The organism is Pseudomonas grimontii, assembly GCF_007858185.1.
Lineage (GTDB): Bacteria > Pseudomonadota > Gammaproteobacteria > Pseudomonadales > Pseudomonadaceae > Aquipseudomonas > Aquipseudomonas grimontii.
Genome location: NZ_VFES01000031.1, coordinates 43,311 through 60,095, shown reverse-complemented (window position 1 = coordinate 60,095; position 16,785 = coordinate 43,311). Strand labels below are relative to the sequence as shown.

Annotated in this window: 18 protein-coding genes and 1 pseudogene; 11 read left to right on the top strand and 8 right to left on the bottom strand. The window is 63.8% G+C overall.

What is annotated here, in order from left to right; translation table 11 throughout:
* Positions 1-226: 226 nt before the first annotated feature.
* The 3 genes from FIV39_RS30235 to FIV39_RS30225 are packed head-to-tail and all read right to left on the bottom strand — an operon-like array spanning position 227 to position 1,809.
* Positions 227-469: a cytochrome C oxidase subunit IV family protein gene (locus tag FIV39_RS30235; protein ID WP_090403093.1), complete on the bottom strand. Its 243-nt coding sequence runs from the start codon at positions 467-469 to the stop codon at positions 227-229.
* Between the two features lie 7 nt (positions 470-476).
* Positions 477-1,049: a cytochrome c oxidase subunit 3 gene (locus tag FIV39_RS30230; protein WP_090403091.1), complete on the bottom strand. Its 573-nt coding sequence runs from the start codon at positions 1,047-1,049 to the stop codon at positions 477-479.
* Positions 1,033-1,809, bottom strand: a complete 777-nt coding sequence (locus FIV39_RS30225; protein ID WP_090403089.1) for a CbbQ/NirQ/NorQ/GpvN family protein — start codon at positions 1,807-1,809, stop codon at positions 1,033-1,035. Before FIV39_RS30225 ends, FIV39_RS30230 begins: the two co-directional genes overlap by 17 nt.
* A gap of 195 nt (positions 1,810-2,004) precedes the next feature.
* Between FIV39_RS30225 and nirS the strand changes: the two genes are divergently transcribed.
* The 11 genes and pseudogenes from nirS to FIV39_RS30170 all read left to right on the top strand — a co-directional run bounded on the left by nirS (position 2,005) and on the right by FIV39_RS30170 (position 11,064).
* Positions 2,005-3,678, top strand: coding sequence for a nitrite reductase (gene nirS, locus FIV39_RS30220; protein WP_090403087.1), 1,674 nt, complete (start codon positions 2,005-2,007; stop codon positions 3,676-3,678).
* Between the two features lie 24 nt (positions 3,679-3,702).
* Positions 3,703-4,017: a c-type cytochrome gene (locus FIV39_RS30215; RefSeq protein ID WP_090403085.1), complete on the top strand. Its 315-nt coding sequence runs from the start codon at positions 3,703-3,705 to the stop codon at positions 4,015-4,017.
* A 16-nt stretch (positions 4,018-4,033) separates the two neighbouring features.
* Positions 4,034-4,351, top strand: coding sequence for a c-type cytochrome (locus FIV39_RS30210; RefSeq protein WP_186731568.1), 318 nt, complete (start codon positions 4,034-4,036; stop codon positions 4,349-4,351).
* A complete protein-coding gene (locus FIV39_RS30205) occupies positions 4,348-5,517 on the top strand; it encodes a cytochrome D1 domain-containing protein (protein WP_090403082.1) in 1,170 nt (389 codons plus the stop codon). The genes FIV39_RS30210 and FIV39_RS30205 overlap by 4 nt, the downstream gene beginning before the upstream one ends.
* 1 nt (position 5,518) lies before the next feature.
* Positions 5,519-5,968: pseudogene (locus tag FIV39_RS30200) on the top strand (Lrp/AsnC family transcriptional regulator); the annotation flags it as partial.
* A 167-nt stretch (positions 5,969-6,135) separates the two neighbouring features.
* Positions 6,136-6,624: a siroheme decarboxylase subunit beta gene (gene ahbB / locus FIV39_RS30195; protein WP_159440147.1), complete on the top strand. Its 489-nt coding sequence runs from the start codon at positions 6,136-6,138 to the stop codon at positions 6,622-6,624.
* Entirely contained in the window at positions 6,617-7,060 is a 444-nt protein-coding gene (locus FIV39_RS30190; RefSeq protein ID WP_090403079.1) for an Lrp/AsnC family transcriptional regulator, read from the top strand. The genes ahbB (FIV39_RS30195) and FIV39_RS30190 overlap by 8 nt, the downstream gene beginning before the upstream one ends.
* Positions 7,035-7,544: a siroheme decarboxylase subunit beta gene (gene ahbB / locus FIV39_RS30185; protein ID WP_090403077.1), complete on the top strand. Its 510-nt coding sequence runs from the start codon at positions 7,035-7,037 to the stop codon at positions 7,542-7,544. The genes FIV39_RS30190 and ahbB (FIV39_RS30185) overlap by 26 nt, the downstream gene beginning before the upstream one ends.
* Before the next feature lie 3 nt (positions 7,545-7,547).
* Positions 7,548-8,729: a heme d1 biosynthesis radical SAM protein NirJ gene (gene nirJ / locus FIV39_RS30180; RefSeq protein WP_090403075.1), complete on the top strand. Its 1,182-nt coding sequence runs from the start codon at positions 7,548-7,550 to the stop codon at positions 8,727-8,729.
* Positions 8,730-8,773: 44 nt separating this feature from the next.
* Positions 8,774-9,613, top strand: a complete 840-nt coding sequence (gene cobA / locus FIV39_RS30175) for a uroporphyrinogen-III C-methyltransferase (protein WP_090403072.1) — start codon at positions 8,774-8,776, stop codon at positions 9,611-9,613.
* Positions 9,610-11,064 carry a nitrite reductase gene (locus FIV39_RS30170; RefSeq protein ID WP_090403070.1) on the top strand — a complete coding sequence of 485 codons (1,455 nt, stop codon included), beginning with the start codon at positions 9,610-9,612 and terminating at the stop codon, positions 11,062-11,064. The genes cobA and FIV39_RS30170 overlap by 4 nt, the downstream gene beginning before the upstream one ends.
* Positions 11,065-11,372: 308 nt before the next feature.
* Here the strand turns inward: FIV39_RS30170 and hemN are convergent, their stop codons facing one another.
* From hemN to FIV39_RS30145, 5 genes are all read right to left on the bottom strand, one after another.
* Complete coding sequence (gene hemN, locus FIV39_RS30165) at positions 11,373-12,758, bottom strand: oxygen-independent coproporphyrinogen III oxidase (protein ID WP_090403068.1); 1,386 nt, start codon at positions 12,756-12,758, stop codon at positions 11,373-11,375.
* Positions 12,745-14,064: an oxygen-independent coproporphyrinogen III oxidase gene (locus tag FIV39_RS30160; RefSeq protein WP_090403066.1), complete on the bottom strand. Its 1,320-nt coding sequence runs from the start codon at positions 14,062-14,064 to the stop codon at positions 12,745-12,747. The genes hemN and FIV39_RS30160 overlap by 14 nt, the downstream gene beginning before the upstream one ends.
* Before the next feature lie 77 nt (positions 14,065-14,141).
* Positions 14,142-14,585: a hypothetical protein gene (locus FIV39_RS30155; protein WP_090403064.1), complete on the bottom strand. Its 444-nt coding sequence runs from the start codon at positions 14,583-14,585 to the stop codon at positions 14,142-14,144.
* A gap of 95 nt (positions 14,586-14,680) precedes the next feature.
* Entirely contained in the window at positions 14,681-15,997 is a 1,317-nt protein-coding gene (locus tag FIV39_RS30150) for an OprD family outer membrane porin (RefSeq protein ID WP_090403063.1), read from the bottom strand.
* Between the two features lie 181 nt (positions 15,998-16,178).
* Complete coding sequence (locus FIV39_RS30145; RefSeq protein WP_090403061.1) at positions 16,179-16,724, bottom strand: putative natural product biosynthesis protein; 546 nt, start codon at positions 16,722-16,724, stop codon at positions 16,179-16,181.
* Positions 16,725-16,785 lie beyond the last annotated feature (61 nt).

Here is a 16,785-nt window from a genome sequence, read left to right as displayed (position 1 = left end):
CCTTGAAGAGTGGGGAACGATAAGTCGGAAACTGCGTGAATCCCCGCGAAAACGGGGATACCAGCAAGATGAGCTATGGAGTGGGAGATTTGGTTAGCGCATATGGGGGCAAGCCCCCTCCCACATTTTTAACCGAGTACACCAGACACAACACCGGTCGGTTCCAAGGCCGCCGCGGCTTGGCTTTTGATCTGGAGTGAGGGCACGCCGAGCCCGTAAACAGCCGCTACGCAAATAACGGATATGTACTCAGTAAAGCGACCACAACCACCCCCCACCCCAGCATCAAAAATCTCCACAACACTGGCCCACGCCGCAACTCCATAAACCCATCCACGATCACCCACCCCTTGACCACCGCCAGCAACAACACCCCCCACCACAACCCAGACGCCCCCGTCAGCACAGTGCCAACGCTCAGCACCACCAACACCACCCAATACAGGATCAGCGTCTGGGAATCCGTCATACACACCTCAGCGAATCACATAGACCAGCGGAAACAACACCACCCACACCACATCCACCATGTGCCAATACAGCACCCCGGATTCCAAACCGCTCAAGCCCGGCACCCGGTAAGCCCGCTGCCAACAGCGCAACGCCAGCCACCCGAGAATCACCATCCCCAGCAGCACATGCAAAAAGTGAAACCCGGTAAGCATCCAGTACAAGGTAAAAAACGTGTTGCGCTCAAGTCCGAGCCCGAGGCTCATCAGGTGCGAGTATTCGCCAAGCTTGATCGCCACATACACCAGCGCCACCAACAGCGCCCCCAACAACAAGCAAGCGCCCCGACGCGGACGTCGCAAACGCACCTGCTGCACAGCCAACGCTGCCAACAACCCTGCGGTCAGCAGGCTCAAGGTCATCGCCAACCCGGTCGAGGTGTCCAGCTGTGCTCGCCCGGCGGCAAACAACTCGGGCTTGAGCACCTGAGTCACGGCAAATGCCAGGATCAGGATCGCAAACACCGACAGTTCGGCGAGGATGAAGAACCACATCGCCAAGTCGCCTGGCAGGCGGCGCGGTTCAGGCAAAGTGCACATCCACAACGTCCATCAGCGCGGCGACGGTCTGCGGGTCGTCGCTCAACGGTTCGGCCAGGCACGCCAGGCAGGCTTCGCGCGGGCTCATGCCGGCGCCGATCAGGCGCGCGGTGAAGATCAGCAGCCGAGTGGAGGCCACCTCCTCCAGGTCATGCTGATCAAGCCGACGCAACGCCTGGCCCAGGCGCACGACCTGGGCGGCCAGCGCCACATCCACACCGGCCTCGCGGGCAACGATGCGTTCCTCGTCGGCCACCGGCGGGTAAGCAAAACGCATCGCCACGAAGCGCTGGCGTGTGCTGGGTTTCATGCCCTTGAGCAGGTTCTGGTAGCCGGGGTTATACGACACCACCAGCATGAACGACGACGGCGCCTTGAGCACTTCGCCGGTGCGCTCCAGGAACAGTTCGCGGCGTTCATCGGCAATCGGGTGCAGCACCACGGCGGTGTCCTGGCGCGCTTCGACGACTTCGTCGAGGTAGCAGATCCCGCCTTCGCGCACGGCGCGGGTCAGCGGGCCGTCCTGCCACCAGGTGCCGTCAGTGCCGATCAGATGGCGGCCGAGCAAGTCGGCGGCGCTGAGGTCGTCGTGGCAGGCCACGGTGTACAGCGGCAGGTTCAGGCGGTGCGCCATGTGCTGCACGAAGCGCGTCTTGCCACAGCCGGTGGGACCTTTGATCAGCACCGGCAGGTGGTGGTGCCAGGCGTGTTCGAACAGCTGCTGTTCGTTGTCCTGCGGTTGATAGAAGGGCTCGGTCATCACACGTACTCGCAACGGGTTCGGCCCCCACGCTAAGGGCCCCTGCGACAACCTGGCAAGCACGCACAACGGCAAACTTGATCGCCGTCAAGCGAGCATTGCGCCGCTGCAACATAGTCTTGCCTGGCACTAAGAACCTGCGCTCTACCCAGCCTTCGCCGGGCATCGCAAAGGTCTTGCCTGAGGAGAAATGGAATGCTGACTCGCAACAGAAAACCCTGGGGCCTTGGCCTCGCCGGCCTGAGCTGCGCCTTAGCCCTGGCACTGCCCATCAACGCCCACGGCGACTCGCATGCCGAGAAGGTGAAAAGCCACGGCGCGCCCGACATCAGCCAAGCGGACTTCGACGCCTCCAAACAGATTTACTTCGAACGCTGCGCCGGCTGCCACGGTGTGTTGCGCAAAGGCGCCACCGGCAAGCCGCTGACCCCGGACATCACCCAGGCCCGTGGCCAGGCCTATCTGGAAGCGCTGATCACTTATGGCTCCCCGGCCGGCATGCCGAACTGGGGTACGTCCAACGCGCTGACCAAGGCGCAGATCACCAGCATGGCCACCTTCATCCAGCACACCGCACCCACCCCGCCGGAATGGGGCATGGCCGAAACCCTCAAGACCTGGAAAGTACTGGTCAAGCCCGAAGACCGGCCGAAAAAACAGCTGAACACGCTCAACCTGCAAAACCTGTTCTCGGTCACCCTGCGCGACGACGGCAAGATCGCCCTGGTGGACGGCGACACCAAGCAGATCATCAAGCTGATCGACACCGGCTACGCCGTGCATATCTCGCGTATCTCCGCGTCGGGCCGCTACCTGCTGGTAATCGGCCGCGACGCCAAGATCGACATGATCGACCTGTGGCCCCTGGAGCCGACCAAAGTCGCCGAGATCAAGGTCGGCATCGAGGCGCGCTCGGTGGAGACCTCCAAGTTCAAGGGCTATGAAGACAAGTACGCGATTGCCGGTTCCTACTGGCCGCCGCAGTTCACCATCATGGATGGCGAGACCCTGGAGCCCAAGCAGATCGTGTCCACTCGCGGCATGACCGTCGATAAGCAGGAATACCACCCCGAACCCCGCGTGGCGGCGATCATCGCCTCCCACGAGTGGCCGGAGTTCATCGTCAATATCAAGGAAACCGGCAAGGTGATGCTGGTCAATTACCAGGACATCAAGAACCTCACCATCACCACCATCGACGCCGCGCCGTTCCTGCATGACGGCGGCTGGGACAGCACCCACCGCTACTTCATGACCGCCGCGAACAACTCCAACAAGGTCGCAGTGATCGACTCCAAGGAGCGCAAGCTCACCGCGTTGGTCGACGTCGGCAAAACCCCGCACCCAGGTCGCGGCGCCAACTTTACCCACCCGCAATACGGTCCTGTATGGGCCACCAGCCACTTGGGCGACGGCGGTATTTCGGTGATAGGCACCGACCCGGTCAAGCACCCGCAATACGCCTGGAAACAGGTGGAATCCCTCAAGGGCCAGGGCGGCGGTTCGCTGTTTATCAAGACCCACCCCAACTCCCATCACCTGTACGTCGACACCACCCTCAACCCCGACGCCAAGCTCAGCCAGTCGGTGGCGGTGTTCGATATCAAGCAGTTGGACAAGGGCTACACCGTGCTGCCGATTGCCGAGTATTCGGGCATCAAGCAAGGCGCGCTGCGGGTGGTGCAACCGGAATACAACAAGGCGGGTGACGAGGTGTGGTTCTCGGTGTGGAACGGCCAGACCGAAGAGTCGGCGCTGGTGGTGATCGATGACAAGACCTTGAAGCTCAAGCAAGTGATCCGCGACAAGCGCCTGATCACGCCGACCGGAAAGTTCAACGTCTACAACACCCAACACGACATTTATTGAGCCCCATCAACACGAGGTCACCCAATGAAAAATATGCTCCTCGCACTGCTGGCATCCGCCGCTGCGCTCAGCCTGCAACCGGCGTTGGCACAAGACGGCCCTGGGTTGTTCAACAGCAAACCCTGTGTGGGTTGCCACATGATCGACAGCAAACTGGTGGGGCCGGCGTTGAAGGAAGTCGCCGCCAAGAATGCCGGTGTGAAAGACGCCGCCACCACCCTGGCCAGCCACATCAAGAACGGTACCCAGGGCAACTGGGGGCCGGTCCCGATGCCGCCGAACCAAGTCACCGATGATGAAGCCAAGGTATTGGCCGATTGGGTCCTGACCTTGAAATAAGCACAAGGAGCACGCCATGCAAGCATCGATCATCGGTACGGCCATGGCGCTGCTCCTGCTGATTCCCGCACGGGCAGCGGCCACCCAGGACGCTGCCCGCCTTGAACACCTGTTGACCCAGGACTGTGGCGCCTGTCATGGCCTGCACCTCACCGGCGGCCTCGGCCCGGCGCTCACACCGCAAGCCCTCGCCCAGCACAGCCGCGACAGCCTGATCGCCACCGTGACCTACGGCCGCCCTGCCCGCGCCATGCCCGGTTGGGGCCCGCTGCTCAGTGCCGGCGATATTGCCTGGCTGGTCGACCGCCTTTTGCAAGGAAGCCCCCCACCATGATGCGACCCACCCTGTTCTCCCTGTGCCTGTTGCTTGGCGCCTGTGCCCAACCCGTGTTACGCGGCAGCGGCGACCTGGGCCTGGTGATCGAACGCGCCAGTGGCAGCGTGCAGATTATCGAGAGCACCGGCATGACCGAACTGGCCCGTATCGAGGGGCTGGGCGACCTATCCCACGCCTCGGCGGTGTTCTCCCGCGACCAGCGTTACGCCTATGTATTTGCCCGCGATGGCGGGCTGACCAAGATCGACCTGCTGCGCCAACGCATCGAGCGGCGCATCGTCCAGGGCGGCAACAGCATCGGCGGCGCCATCAGCCAGGATGGGCGTTTGATCGCCGTGTCCAACTACGTGCCTGGCGGGGTCAAGGTGTTCGATGCCGAGAACCTGACCCTCATCGCCGACATCCCCGCGACCGCAATGGCCGATGGCAAACGCTCGCGGGTGGTCGGCCTGGTGGACGCACCTGGGCAGCGCTTCGTGTTCAGCCTGTTCGACACCGGCGAGATCTGGAGCGCCGACTTCAGCCACGGTAACCCGCCGCGCATCACCCGCTTCAAGGACATCGGCGAGCAACCCTATGACGCGCTGATCACTGCTGATGGCCGCTACTACATGGCCGGGCTGTTCGGTGAAGACGGCATGGCCCAGCTCGACCTGTGGCACCCGGAGCGCGGCGTGGTGCGCGTGCTCAAGGACTATGGGCGCGGCCAGGCCAAGCTGCCCGTGTACAAGATGCCGCATCTGGAGGGGTGGGCCGTCGCCGATGACCAGGCGTTCGTGCCGGCCGTGGGGCGCCACCAGGTACTGGTGATGGACGCACGCACCTGGCGGCAGACCGCGACGATCCCGGTGGCTGGGCAGCCGATTTTCGTCACTGCACGCCCCGACGGGCGCCAGCTGTGGGTCAACTTCGCCTACCCGGATAACGACCGGGTACAGGTGCTCGACACCGAAACCCACCAGGTGGTCGCCGACCTGCGTCCTGGCCCCGGTGTGTTGCATATGGAATTCACCGGGCGCGGCGAGCAACTGTGGCTGTCGGTGCGCGATGGCGAACAGTTGCAAGTGTGGGACCCGTACCGCCTGACCCTGCTGAAAAGCCTGCCGGCCCAGAGTCCCAGCGGAATTTTCTTCAGCCTGCGCGCGCAAAAAATGGGGTATTGAAATGGACCTTGATTCGCTCAGCCAGCAATTGATTGAACGCTTCCAGCACGGCATGCCGCTGTGCGCCGAACCCTACCGCGAAATGGCCCAGGTGCTGGGCTGCAACGAGGCCGAGGTGATGGCCTGCCTGCAACGCCTGGAACTGGCCGGGGCGTTGTCGCGCATCGGCCCGGTGTTCGAACACACCCGCGCGGGCGCCAGCACCCTGGCCGCCCTGGCGGTGCCGATCGAGCGCCTGGAACAAGTGGCCGCGCGGGTCAGCCAGTACCCGGAGGTCAATCACAACTACGCCCGCGAGCATCATTACAACCTGTGGTTCGTGCTCACCGGGCCCCATCGCCAGCACCTGCAGCAAATCCTTGACGAGCTGGAGAAAGACACCGGCCTCACCCCCCTGGACCTGCCGATGCTCACGGCCTATCGCATCGACCTCGGTTTCCCCCTCGAAGCGGGAGAAGCCCCGCGCGTAGCAGCTGTCGAGCCTTGGCGAGGCTGCGTCAGCGGTGGCTCAGATACACCGCAAACGCAGCCTCGCCAAGGCTCGACAGCTGCGGGGGATTTTTTTGAAGTGGGTAGCCTGGGAGAGCAGCCGTGATCACGCCACTGAACCACGAGCAGATGCTCGACCTGCGCCAGTGCCTGGAGCGCGGTTTGCCCATCGTCGCGCGGCCCTACGACGAACTCGCCGAGCAGATCGGCGCCCATCACGATCAGGTGCTGCAACAGATGCAGCAATGGCGTGACCAGGGCCTGTTCCGCCGTGTGGGCCTGGTGCTCAACCATCGCGCGCTGGGCTTCGTGGCCAACGCCATGCTGGTGCTGGATGTGCCGGATGCGCTGGTCGATGAAGTCGGCGCGCGCCTGGGCGGCGCGCCCGGCGTGAACCTGTGCTACCAGCGTCCGCGGCGCCTGCCGCAGTGGCGCTATAACCTGTTCTGCATGGTCCACGGCCGCGAGCGCGCGGTGGTCGAGGCGCAGATCCAAGGGTTGCTGGAGCAGCATCTGCTCAGCGACCTGCCCCACCAGCTGCTGTTCAGCACCCGCGCCTTCAAGCAATGCGGCGGGCGTTTTGCACCACCACCGTCGCAGGTATGGGCCCATGGATGAGCTGGATCGGCAATTGATCAAACGCCTGCAACATGGCCTGCCGCTGGTGCGCCAGCCATGGCAACAGGTGGCCGAGGAACTGCACAGCCATCCGAGTGAACTGCTCGACCGCTTGTATGCCCTGCTCGAAGACGGCGTACTCACGCGCTTTGGCCCAATGTTCGACATCGAGCGTCTCGGCGGCGCCTTCACCCTGGCCGCGCTGGCCGTACCCGAGGCGCAGTTTGACGCGGTCGCCGAACAGCTCAACGCCCTGCCCCAGGTGGCCCACAACTACCGCCGCGAACACCGTTGGAACATGTGGTTCGTGTTGGCCTGCGCCACCGAGCGGGAGTTGGCCGCCACCCTGTCCCGCATCGAGGCCCTGACCGGGTTGGCGGTGCTCAATCTGCCGAAGGAGCAAACCTACCATGTCGGTCTGTATTTCCCGGTCTGACAACACCCTGGCCCTGCACCTGGTCGCCCTGACCCAAAGCGGCCTGCCGCTGGTGGAAGACCCTTGGGCCTGGCTCGCCGAGCAGTTGGGTATCAGCGTCGAATCGACCCTCGACCTGCTCAAGCGCCTGCAAGCCGAAGGCGCGATCCGGCGTATCGCCGCCGTGCCCAACCACTACCGCCTGGGCTATCGGCATAACGGCATGACCGTGTGGGACGTGGCCGATGTGCACATACCGCGCCTGGGTGAACTGATCGGCGCCCAGCCGTTTGTCAGCCATTGCTACCGTCGCCCCCGGCGCCCGGATTGGCCCTACAACCTGTTCGCCATGGTGCATGGCCGCAGCCGCAAAGAAATCGACAGCTACCGCGAGCACCTGCGTTTCCTGCTGGGGGACGCCTGCCGCAGCGACGAAATGCTGGTGAGCAGCCGCATCCTGAAAAAAACCGGCCTGCGCCTGACGCCGGCGCACTCAAAGGAATAGCCCATGCTGCGAATCAGTCAGTACCTGCGCACCCTCGCCGGCCATTGCCCGCCGCCGCGCACCTCGCCCCCTGGCAGTGAGCGGCCGCCGGTGGTGATCTGGAACCTGCTGCGGCGCTGCAATCTCACCTGCAAACATTGCTACGCCACCAGTGCCGACAGCGTGTTTCGCGATGAGCTCGACACCTCGGCTGCGTTGCGGGTGATCGACGATTTGCACGACGCCGGGGTGCGCGTGTTGATCCTGTCCGGGGGCGAGCCGCTGCTGCGCGACGACCTCTTCGAACTCAGCGCCTATGCCCGTGACAAAGGTTTTTTCGTCGCGCTGTCGACTAACGGCACGCTGATCGATGAGCACAACATCCAGCAGATTGCCGACGCGCGCTTCGACTACGTGGGCATCAGCATCGACGGCCTGGAAGCGACCCACGATGCCTTTCGCCAACTGCACGGCAGTTTCCAGCGCTCCATGCACGCCATTCGCCTGTGCCGCGAGGCCGGGATTCGCGTGGGCCTGCGCACCACCCTGACCCAGGACAACCATGGGCAGTTACCGCAACTGCTGACGCTGATGCGCACCTATGATGTACAGAAGTTCTACCTGTCACACCTCAACTACAGTGGGCGCGGCAAGCGCAGCCGCCAACTGGATGCGCACCGGCAGATGAGCCGCGAGGCCATGGCGCTGATTTTCCAGCAGGCCTGGAGCGATATTCAGAACGGCGTGGACAGCGATTTCGTCAGCGGCAACAACGACGCCGACGCCGTGCTGTTGCTGCAATGGGTGCACCAGCACCTGCCCGAACATTACCCGCAGCTTGAGCACCTGCTGCATGCCTGGGGCGGCAATGCCTCGGGCAGCGGCATCGCCAATATCGACAACACCGGCGAGGTGCACCCGGACACCTACTGGTGGCAGCAGTCGGTGGGCAATGTGCGCAACACCACCTTCCGCCAGCTCTGGCTGGAACAGCCCGACCCGTTGCTGCTGCGCCTGCGCGAACACCCGCGCAGCCTTGGCGGGCGCTGTGCCGAATGCCGCTGGCTGCCGATCTGCAACGGCAATACGCGCACCCGCGCCTGGGCCGATGGCGACCTGTGGGGCCCGGACCCCGGTTGCTACTTCAGCGACGCCGAGATCGCCTGCCAGGCGCCGACCCTGATCCCTTGCTCGACCACCCGGTGACACAACCGGGGGCCGCCTACCTGATGATGAACCAAGGACGTCGCATGCACACTTCAACTGCCCAACCTTCAATTGGCCTGCCGGCCAGTTTGCACAGCCCCTTCCACCCCGGCGAAGTCGCGTTGGTGGGCGCCGGCCCCGGTGATCCGCGCCTGCTGACCCTGCGCGCCTGGAGCCTGTTGATGCAGGCCGATGCGGTGGTGTTCGACCGGCTGATCAGCGCTGAATTGCTGGCGCTGATCCCACTGACCTGCGCCCGCCACTACGTGGGCAAGGCCAGCGGCTGTCACAGCCTGCCCCAGGATCAGCTCAACGAACTGCTCGCCGAGCTGGCCGACGAGGGCCAACGGGTGGTGCGCCTCAAGGGCGGCGACCCGTTTATCTTCGGGCGCGGCGCCGAGGAACTGGAGTACCTGCTTGCGCGTGGGATCCCCTGCCAGGTGGTACCGGGCATTACCGCCGCCTCCGGGTGCAGCGCCTATGCCGGTATTCCGTTGACCCATCGCGACCTGGTCAATTCGTGCCGCTTCGTCACCGGCCACCTGCAGCGCGACGGTGCTTTGAAACTGCCGTGGGCGAGCCTGGCCGAGCCGAGCCAGACGCTGGTGTTCTACATGGGCCTGTCGAACCTGGCACTGATCGCCGAACATCTGGTGGCGGCCGGTTTGCCGGGGGATACACCGGCCGCCCTGATCAGCAATGGCGCGCGCGCCGACCAGCACGTCGCCCGTGGCACCCTGCGCCAATTACCCACCCTGGCCGCCGACTGTGAACCGGGCGTGCCCACCCTCACGGTGATCGGCCACGTCGTCAGCCTGTTTGCCGGCGCCGCCCTGCACTTTCCGGCCAGCCTGGCACCGGCCCGTGAAGCGGTGGCGGTATGAAACGCCTGCTGCTGGTGCCGCTGCTCTGGGCGACGGCCGCGCACGGTACGCCAGCGCAGGATTACCGCCAGTATTGCGAAAGCTGCCATGGACTCAATCGCATCGGTGCCACCGGCCCGGCACTGCTCCCGGAAAGCCTGGGGCGGATCAAGCCGGAAGAAGTGCGCAAGGTCATCGAACAAGGCCGGCCCGCCAGCCAAATGGTCGCGTTCGCGCCGCAACTGAGCGCCGCGCAAATGGATGGGCTGGCTGAGTTTCTGCAACAGCCGCCTGACTCACCAGCGACGTGGAACGAGCATGACATCCGCAACAGCCACAGCGTGCTGGCGGACCTGCGCCAATTGCCGAGCACGCCACAGCATCACGCCGACCCGCTCAACCTGTTTGTGGTGGTGGAATCCGGCGACCATCACATGGATATTCTCGACGGCGACACCTTTGCCGTGCTGGACCGTTTCCCCACTCACTTCGCGGTGCACGGCGGGCCGAAATTCTCCCCGGACGGACGCTTTGTGTACTTCGCCTCGCGGGATGGCTGGATCAGCCAATACGACCTGCACAACCTCAAGCTGATCGCCGAAATCCGCGTGGGTCTCAACACCCGCAACCTGGCGGTGAGCAAGGATGGGCGCTGGGTGCTGGCGGGCAATTACCTGCCGGGCAACCTGGTGCTGCTGGATGCGCGCGACCTGTCGCTGGTCAAGACCCTGGACACCGGCTCACGGGTCAGTGCGGTGTACACCGCGCCACCGCGCAACAGTTTTATCGTCGCACTCAAGGACGTGAACGAGGTCTGGGAATTGTCCTATGCCGATGCCCAACCCAGCTTCAAACCCCGGCGCATCCAGGCCCAGGACGTGCTCGATGACTTCTCGTTCTCGCCCGATTACCGGCAACTGATCGCCACCTCACGCAAGGCCGGCGGCGGCCAGGTGATCGACCTGGACAGCGGCCGCGTGGTCACCGACATCCCACTCTCCGGCATGCCGCACCTGGGCTCGGGGACGTACTGGCAACGCAACGGGCAATGGGTGTTTGCCACGCCGAATATCAGCAAGGGGCAAATCTCGGTGATCGACCTCAAGACCTGGACCCTGCTCAAACAGATCCCCACCCTTGGACCGGGCTTTTTCATGCGCAGCCACGTGAACTCGCGCTATGTGTGGAGCGACGTGTTTTTTGGGCCGGACAATGATGCGATTCACTTGATCGACAAGCAGACATTGGAGATCGCCCACACCTTGCGGCCGATGCCGGGCAAGACGGCGGCCCACGTGGAATTCACCCGGGATGGGCGGTATGTGTTGCTGAGCATCTGGGCCACGGACGGGGCGTTGATTGTGTATGACAGCCAGACGCTCAAGGAGGTGAAGCGTATTCCCATGAATAAGCCGTCGGGCAAGTACAACGTGGGCAATAAGGTTGAGTTTGCGGAAGGGACGTCGCATTGAACACGGGTGACAGGCTGGAAGCAGCCAGGTCGTAGAGCGCATGGGCACCGCTGATCCCCTGTGGGAGATGTCGAGCTTTAGCGAGGCTTCGATGGCGGCGGCACAGTTGATAGAGGTGCTGGCTGACCCACCGCTATCGGGAGCAAGCCCCCTCCCACATTTGAATGTTGTTGACAGGTAGAAAACGTCCGGCCGTAGGTCTGATGGGCACCGCTGATCCCTGTGGGAGATGTCGAGCTTTAGCGAGGCTTCGATGGCGGCCGCGGGGTGGGTAGATGTGTTGGCTGAAACACCGCTATCGGGGTGCGTCAGACCGTGCGGGAGAATTGGCCTTTGTGTGCGCCGCCCAGGTAGGCATCAAAAGCCATGGCCACGCTGCGCACCATCAGTTGGCCCTTGGGCAGCAGTTGCAGTGCGTCGTCTTGAACCAGCAATAACCCGTCCGCCACTTGCTCGTCCAACTGCGTCAACGCTTCGGCAAAATAGTCGTTGAAACGAATGCCATGGGCCGCTTCAACCTGGGCGAAATCGACGCGTCCGTCGCACATGAGGCCATTGATCACCTCTCGACGCAGGACGTCATCGGGGTTGAGCCGGTAACCGCGTTGCACCGGCAACAGGCCCGCATCGATGCGCGCGTAGTACTGGGACAGCTCCTTGACGCTTTGGCTGTAGCTGTCGCCGACCTTACCGATGGCCGACACGCCCAGGCCAATCAGGTCGCAATCGGCATGGGTGGAGTAGCCCTGGAAGTTACGTTGCAGGCTGCCATTGACGCGGGCCAGTGCCAGCTCGTCCTCGGGCAAGGCGAAATGGTCCATGCCGATGTAGACATAACCCGCCTCGGTGAGGCGGCGAATGGTCAGTTCCAGCAGCTCCAGCTTGCGCGCCGGCGGTGGCATGTCTTCGGGGCGGATCAGGCGCTGGGCGCGGATCTGGCTCGGCAGATGCGCGTAGCTGTAGGCGGCCACGCGGTCGGGGCGCAGGGCGATCAGTTTGCCCAGGGTTACATCGAAACTGGCCACGGTTTGCAGCGGCAGGCCGTAGATCAGGTCGACACTCACCGACTTGAAGCGTGCCTCGCGGGCCGCTGCCACCAGTTGCAGGATCTGCGCTTCGCTTTGCACGCGATTGACCGCAGCCTGCACATCGGGGTCGAAGTCCTGCACGCCGAAGCTCAGGCGATTGAAGCCCAAGTGGCGCAGGGTGTTGATGCGCTCGACGCTGATGGTGCGCGGGTCGACCTCGATGGAGAACTCATGGGCGTCGCTGTCATCCAGGCTGAAGTTGTCCGCCAGGCAGGCCATCAGTTCGGCCAGTTGCGTGTCATCCAGATACGTCGGGGTGCCGCCGCCCAGGTGCAATTGAGTCAGGCGTCGCGAGCGCTCGAACAGCGCGCCTTGCATCTGGATCTCGCGCTTGAGGTATGCCACATACTCGACGGCACGGTGGGTCTTGCGGGTGATGATCTTGTGGCAGCCGCAGTAGTAGCAAAGGCTTTGGCAGAACGGAATATGGATGTACACCGACAACGCCTTGGGCGCTGCCATCTGGTGACTGGCGCGCACGGCCTGGTGATAGTCGTCCAGGGCAAACGCGCTGTTGAACTGCGGCGCGGTCGGGTACGAGGTGTAGCGTGGCCCCGGGCGGTCGTATTTGTGCACCAGGGCACGGTCGAATTCAAACGCCGTCATGGTCGATCACCTCGTCGTTGGCGCTGACGGGGGTGGCGAGCGCCGCCCGTTCGAACAATGCGCAGATGGCATCCACCTGGGGCAGGCCCGCAGGCAGCAGCCAGATAAACGTTGGCGACAACTCGAGCAGACCGTCGCGGTGCAAGGCCTCCAGCAGCGGCCAGAGGTTGGCGAAATAACGCCGGAATACCAGGCCGTAACGGCGCTCCACGGCCTGGATATTCAGTTCCAGGTCACAGGCCAGGCGTTCGGCGACATGCAGGCGCACCGGGTCGGCGGCCTCGCGAAACCAGCCTCGGCACGTGGCTGGTTGACCACTGGCCAGCTGCTCACGGTAGTGGCGCAGGACCTCCGTGTTCTGTGCGCACAACGTGTTGATCTGGCTGATGGCGCCCAGGCCGAAGCCGATGTGGTCACAGTAACCGTGCAGGGTAAAGCCTTCGCAGTTACGGCTGAGGCGACCGCGTTCCTGGGCCTGTTTGAGGTCATCGTCGGCGCGGGCGAACTGCCCCAGGCCGATGTAGTGATACCCAGCGGCGGCCAGGTGTTCAAAGCCGCTGCGGCGCATCGCGCTTTTATCCGCCGCGCTGCAAAACGCCTGGGCTCGGCGGCCCTGGTAGCGCACCGGAGGCTGGGCGTAATCGAACAGCTGCAGGCGGTCGGGCTCCAGGGCAATCAGGCTGGCCAGTTTCAGCTCGAAACTGGCCGGCGTCTGCCAGGCATGACCGTAGCCGAGGTCGATGTTCACCGAGCGAAACCCGAAGGTGCGCGCCGCATCCACCAGCGACTCGATGGGCGCCGGGTCCTGGTACCGCGCCTGGCACAGCGGGTCGTCGCGGCTGGCGTCCGGCACGCCGATGCTGGCGTGGTTGAAACCCTGCTCGCGCAACAGGCCCAGGGTCGCCCAGTCCATGTGCCAGGGGTCGAGGTCGATACGGTAGTCGCCGCGGTCGCGGTCGAGAAAGTTGAAGCGGCTGTGCAGGTGTTCCAGCAATGTGCGCACCTGCTCGATCGTCGGCGTGGTACCGCGCAGGTGAAAGTGTTCGACCGGTTGGCGCGGGCCGAGCTGGCAGCCGATCAACTGGATTTCCTCGACGAGGCTGCGCAGGTAGTCGGTGCCGGCGTCTGGCGCCGGCCAATGCAGGTTCAACGCCAGGGGCCGTTGGCGCTGGCGGCTGTCGCGCAGGGCCCGCAACAGGTCGAGGGAACCAACGCCGGCATGGAAGCGGCGCGTGTCCATCTGGCACGCCAGGTCCAACACGCCGTGATCCTGACGAAAGCGGGTGGGATGAAGATGGGTGCGCATGACGGACTCCGGAGCGGGCGGCGGTGCTGCATTGTCCGGTGTGACCGCGCCGGGCACCTTGATGTGCATCAAGGTCGTTACCAGCTCAGGTAAAACATGCCCTTGGCCAGCAGCACAATGGCGACCATGTGCGCGAACAGGCTCAGGTGAATGAAGCGGCTATAGCGCGCACTGACCTTGCCCCAGCGCATACGCGCCATGGTCACCAGAAAGTGCAGCAGCACGCTGGCGGCCAGGATCAACTTGAGGCTCAGCAACGTGCCGAACGAGGACGCCAACGGTGCCGACAACGCGGGCAGGTAACGCAGCCAGACCATGCCGAGCCCGGCGCCGAACAGCACCAGCAACACCCACGGCATCAACGCCCGGGCACGCCGGGCGACGCCCTGCTCCACCAGTACCATCACCCGAATCGGCAAGTGCTGGTGCAGGTGCCCCAGGATCAGCACCTCGAAAAACACCGTGCCGATAAAAATCAGCGCGGCGAACAGGTGGGCCAATAGCAACAGGAGGTAGAGCATGGGAGCCTCGCAGAGGAACCGGCCGTGGGAGGTCCAGTGTGCGGGCTGGCGCGCGGGGCGGCCTTGATGCCGGTCAAGCGTTGCTCCTGCTCGGCCTACAGCAACGGGAGGCTGTAGCTGACGATCAGCCGCGTCTCATCCTTGTCGGCGGTGTCATTGCCGCGCAGCACCGCGCTGCGCCAGGTCAGGCCCAGGCCCTTGAACGTGCCCGTGGGGATCACGTAGTCGACGCGCAAATCGCGCTCCCACTCGCTGTTGTCGCGACGCGCCGCACGGATGTTGCTGCCGTGGATATAGGTCACGCTCGACTTCAGGCCCGGAATGCCCAGGCCGGTAAAGTCATAGGTGTAGTTACCCACCGTGGCCTGCTCCCCGGCGTTGACGAACTTCAGCGACTGCGCGTTGGTGATCAGGTACAGCGAACGGCCCTGGCCCTGGTTGATGTGGGGGAAGTCACTTTCGCCGGTGGTTTTCTGATACCCCAGGCCCACGGAATGCCCGTACACGCCATAGGTCAACATCGCGCTCCACAGGCGGTTGTCGACCTTGCCGGAGTTGACGCCCGGCGCGTAATACCCGGAGCTGACATAGCCTTCACCGCGCCCGGCGGCGCTGCCGTTCTTGCCGTCGGCGGTGCTGTAGAAGTAACGCAGATCGGTCTTGAGCTGCCCCACCGGCAACTGCCAGTTGTGCACCAGGCCGACAAAATGCTGTTGGTAGAAATTCTCCAGGGTCGCGTAGTAGTACTGCACTTGCAGTTGCTTGCTGACGGCGTAATCCACCCCGCCGTAGTAGAACTGGTTGCTGAACTTGCCCTTGGCCGGGTCGTTGGCACCGGCGATCGACATGCCCTGGCCGTTGCTGGAGTTGCGGTCCAGTACCTGCTCCATTTTACCGGCGATCAGGTTGAAGTCCTTGAGGTCCTTGGAGTCGACCTGGTAGCCACGGAAGGTCTGCGGGAGCAAGCGGCCGTCTTCGGACATCAGCACCGGCATCTTCGGCACCAAGGTACCGACTTTGAGTTGGGTCTGGGAGAGGCGCACTTTGCCGGTGGCGCCGGTCTTGCTGAAGTCATTGGCAGCCTTGCCATCGGATAACGGGAAGACGCTGCCAGGGGTGTTGTCTTCACCGGCCTTGCCGGCACGCCCCGAGGCGTCCAGGCGCAGGCCGTACATCGCTTGCAGGTCCAGGCCGAAGCCCACCAGGCCATCGGTAAAACCGGACTGGTAGTTGAACATGAAGGCCTGGCCCCACTCCTTGTCCGAAGGTGCCTTGGTGTTGCGGGTGTCCTGGTTGTAATAGAAATTGCGCAGGTCGAGGGTGGCTTTGCTGTCATCGATAAAACCCGATGCAGCCGCCTGCTGCGCGGCGCCGAGGGAGACGGCGAGCGCCAGGCACGTGGTGTGTTTCATGAAGGCTCCGTGAAGTGATTGAGGCGACCCCGTTACAGCCCAAGCCTGTTCTTTGTCGGTCGGGTGGTGCTGCATTCAACGGGTGCGCGCACGGTATAGCGTTGGGCCGTGGGGAAACAGCCGCTAAAACCGTCAATCACTTTTGCGGTTTACGTAACAATCCCGGTCGCCTGTGCGGCGTTTAAGGCACCGGTAACCAGCCCTGGAATCCCCCCGGGGAGGCGAGCGGACACCAGGCAAAATCCCATTCCGTGGCAGGGAGTACCTGTTGCTCGGCGCCGGGAATGCGCGCGGCCTTCCAATCGAACACTGTCGAGCCCTGCCAGGCCAGCACCACCCCCTGGGCCTGGCTGTCATCCGTACTGATCCAACGCGCCGCCGCCGCTGCCATGAAGGTTTCGATGGGTTCTTCATCAATCTGCCCGCGATACGGCGAGGCCAGCAGCCAACGGCAGACGTTCAGGTGCCAGGTCCAGTCCTGGGCCGGCTGGTTGCGATAGGCCCAGGTCATGAAGCTGCGAAACAGGTTCAGGCCCTCGGGCGGGTCGAGCTTGAGCAGCGTCGGGCAGATGTCGAACACGGTGTGCCAATACGGCAACAGGCGTGCATCCAGGTGTACAAAGCAGCGGGCATTGCTCGGGTAGTCCGGCCGTGCCGTTTCCACGCGCGGGCGACGGGACGCCTGGCTGACCAGGCGACTGGCGCCTGCAGGCAAGTGATGGTTCATAAAGCGCACTCACTGTCGTGACGATAGAACGCCCCCTGGTCACAGGAGGCCCAAGGCACAC

Excerpts from the sequence above, each read along its gene's own strand:
- FIV39_RS30190 (WP_090403079.1), top strand. The coding sequence starts at position 6,617 with ATGGATGAGCTGGATCGGCAATTGATCAAACGCCTGCAACATGGCCTG.
- ahbB (WP_159440147.1), top strand. The coding sequence starts at position 6,136 with ATGCTCGACCTGCGCCAGTGCCTGGAGCGCGGTTTGCCCATCGTCGCG.
- FIV39_RS30210 (WP_186731568.1), top strand. The coding sequence starts at position 4,034 with ATGCAAGCATCGATCATCGGTACGGCCATGGCGCTGCTCCTGCTGATT.
- hemN (WP_090403068.1), bottom strand. The coding sequence starts at position 12,758 with ATGACGGCGTTTGAATTCGACCGTGCCCTGGTGCACAAATACGACCGC.
- FIV39_RS30215 (WP_090403085.1), top strand. The coding sequence starts at position 3,703 with ATGAAAAATATGCTCCTCGCACTGCTGGCATCCGCCGCTGCGCTCAGC.
- FIV39_RS30235 (WP_090403093.1), bottom strand. The coding sequence starts at position 469 with ATGACGGATTCCCAGACGCTGATCCTGTATTGGGTGGTGTTGGTGGTG.
- ahbB (WP_090403077.1), top strand. The coding sequence starts at position 7,035 with ATGTCGGTCTGTATTTCCCGGTCTGACAACACCCTGGCCCTGCACCTG.
- FIV39_RS30230 (WP_090403091.1), bottom strand. The coding sequence starts at position 1,049 with ATGTGCACTTTGCCTGAACCGCGCCGCCTGCCAGGCGACTTGGCGATG.
- FIV39_RS30155 (WP_090403064.1), bottom strand. The coding sequence starts at position 14,585 with ATGCTCTACCTCCTGTTGCTATTGGCCCACCTGTTCGCCGCGCTGATT.
- FIV39_RS30145 (WP_090403061.1), bottom strand. The coding sequence starts at position 16,724 with ATGAACCATCACTTGCCTGCAGGCGCCAGTCGCCTGGTCAGCCAGGCG.
- FIV39_RS30225 (WP_090403089.1), bottom strand. The coding sequence starts at position 1,809 with ATGACCGAGCCCTTCTATCAACCGCAGGACAACGAACAGCAGCTGTTC.
- nirJ (WP_090403075.1), top strand. The coding sequence starts at position 7,548 with ATGCTGCGAATCAGTCAGTACCTGCGCACCCTCGCCGGCCATTGCCCG.
- FIV39_RS30160 (WP_090403066.1), bottom strand. The coding sequence starts at position 14,064 with ATGCGCACCCATCTTCATCCCACCCGCTTTCGTCAGGATCACGGCGTG.
- FIV39_RS30150 (WP_090403063.1), bottom strand. The coding sequence starts at position 15,997 with ATGAAACACACCACGTGCCTGGCGCTCGCCGTCTCCCTCGGCGCCGCG.
- nirS (WP_090403087.1), top strand. The coding sequence starts at position 2,005 with ATGCTGACTCGCAACAGAAAACCCTGGGGCCTTGGCCTCGCCGGCCTG.
- cobA (WP_090403072.1), top strand. The coding sequence starts at position 8,774 with ATGCACACTTCAACTGCCCAACCTTCAATTGGCCTGCCGGCCAGTTTG.
- FIV39_RS30205 (WP_090403082.1), top strand. The coding sequence starts at position 4,348 with ATGATGCGACCCACCCTGTTCTCCCTGTGCCTGTTGCTTGGCGCCTGT.
- FIV39_RS30170 (WP_090403070.1), top strand. The coding sequence starts at position 9,610 with ATGAAACGCCTGCTGCTGGTGCCGCTGCTCTGGGCGACGGCCGCGCAC.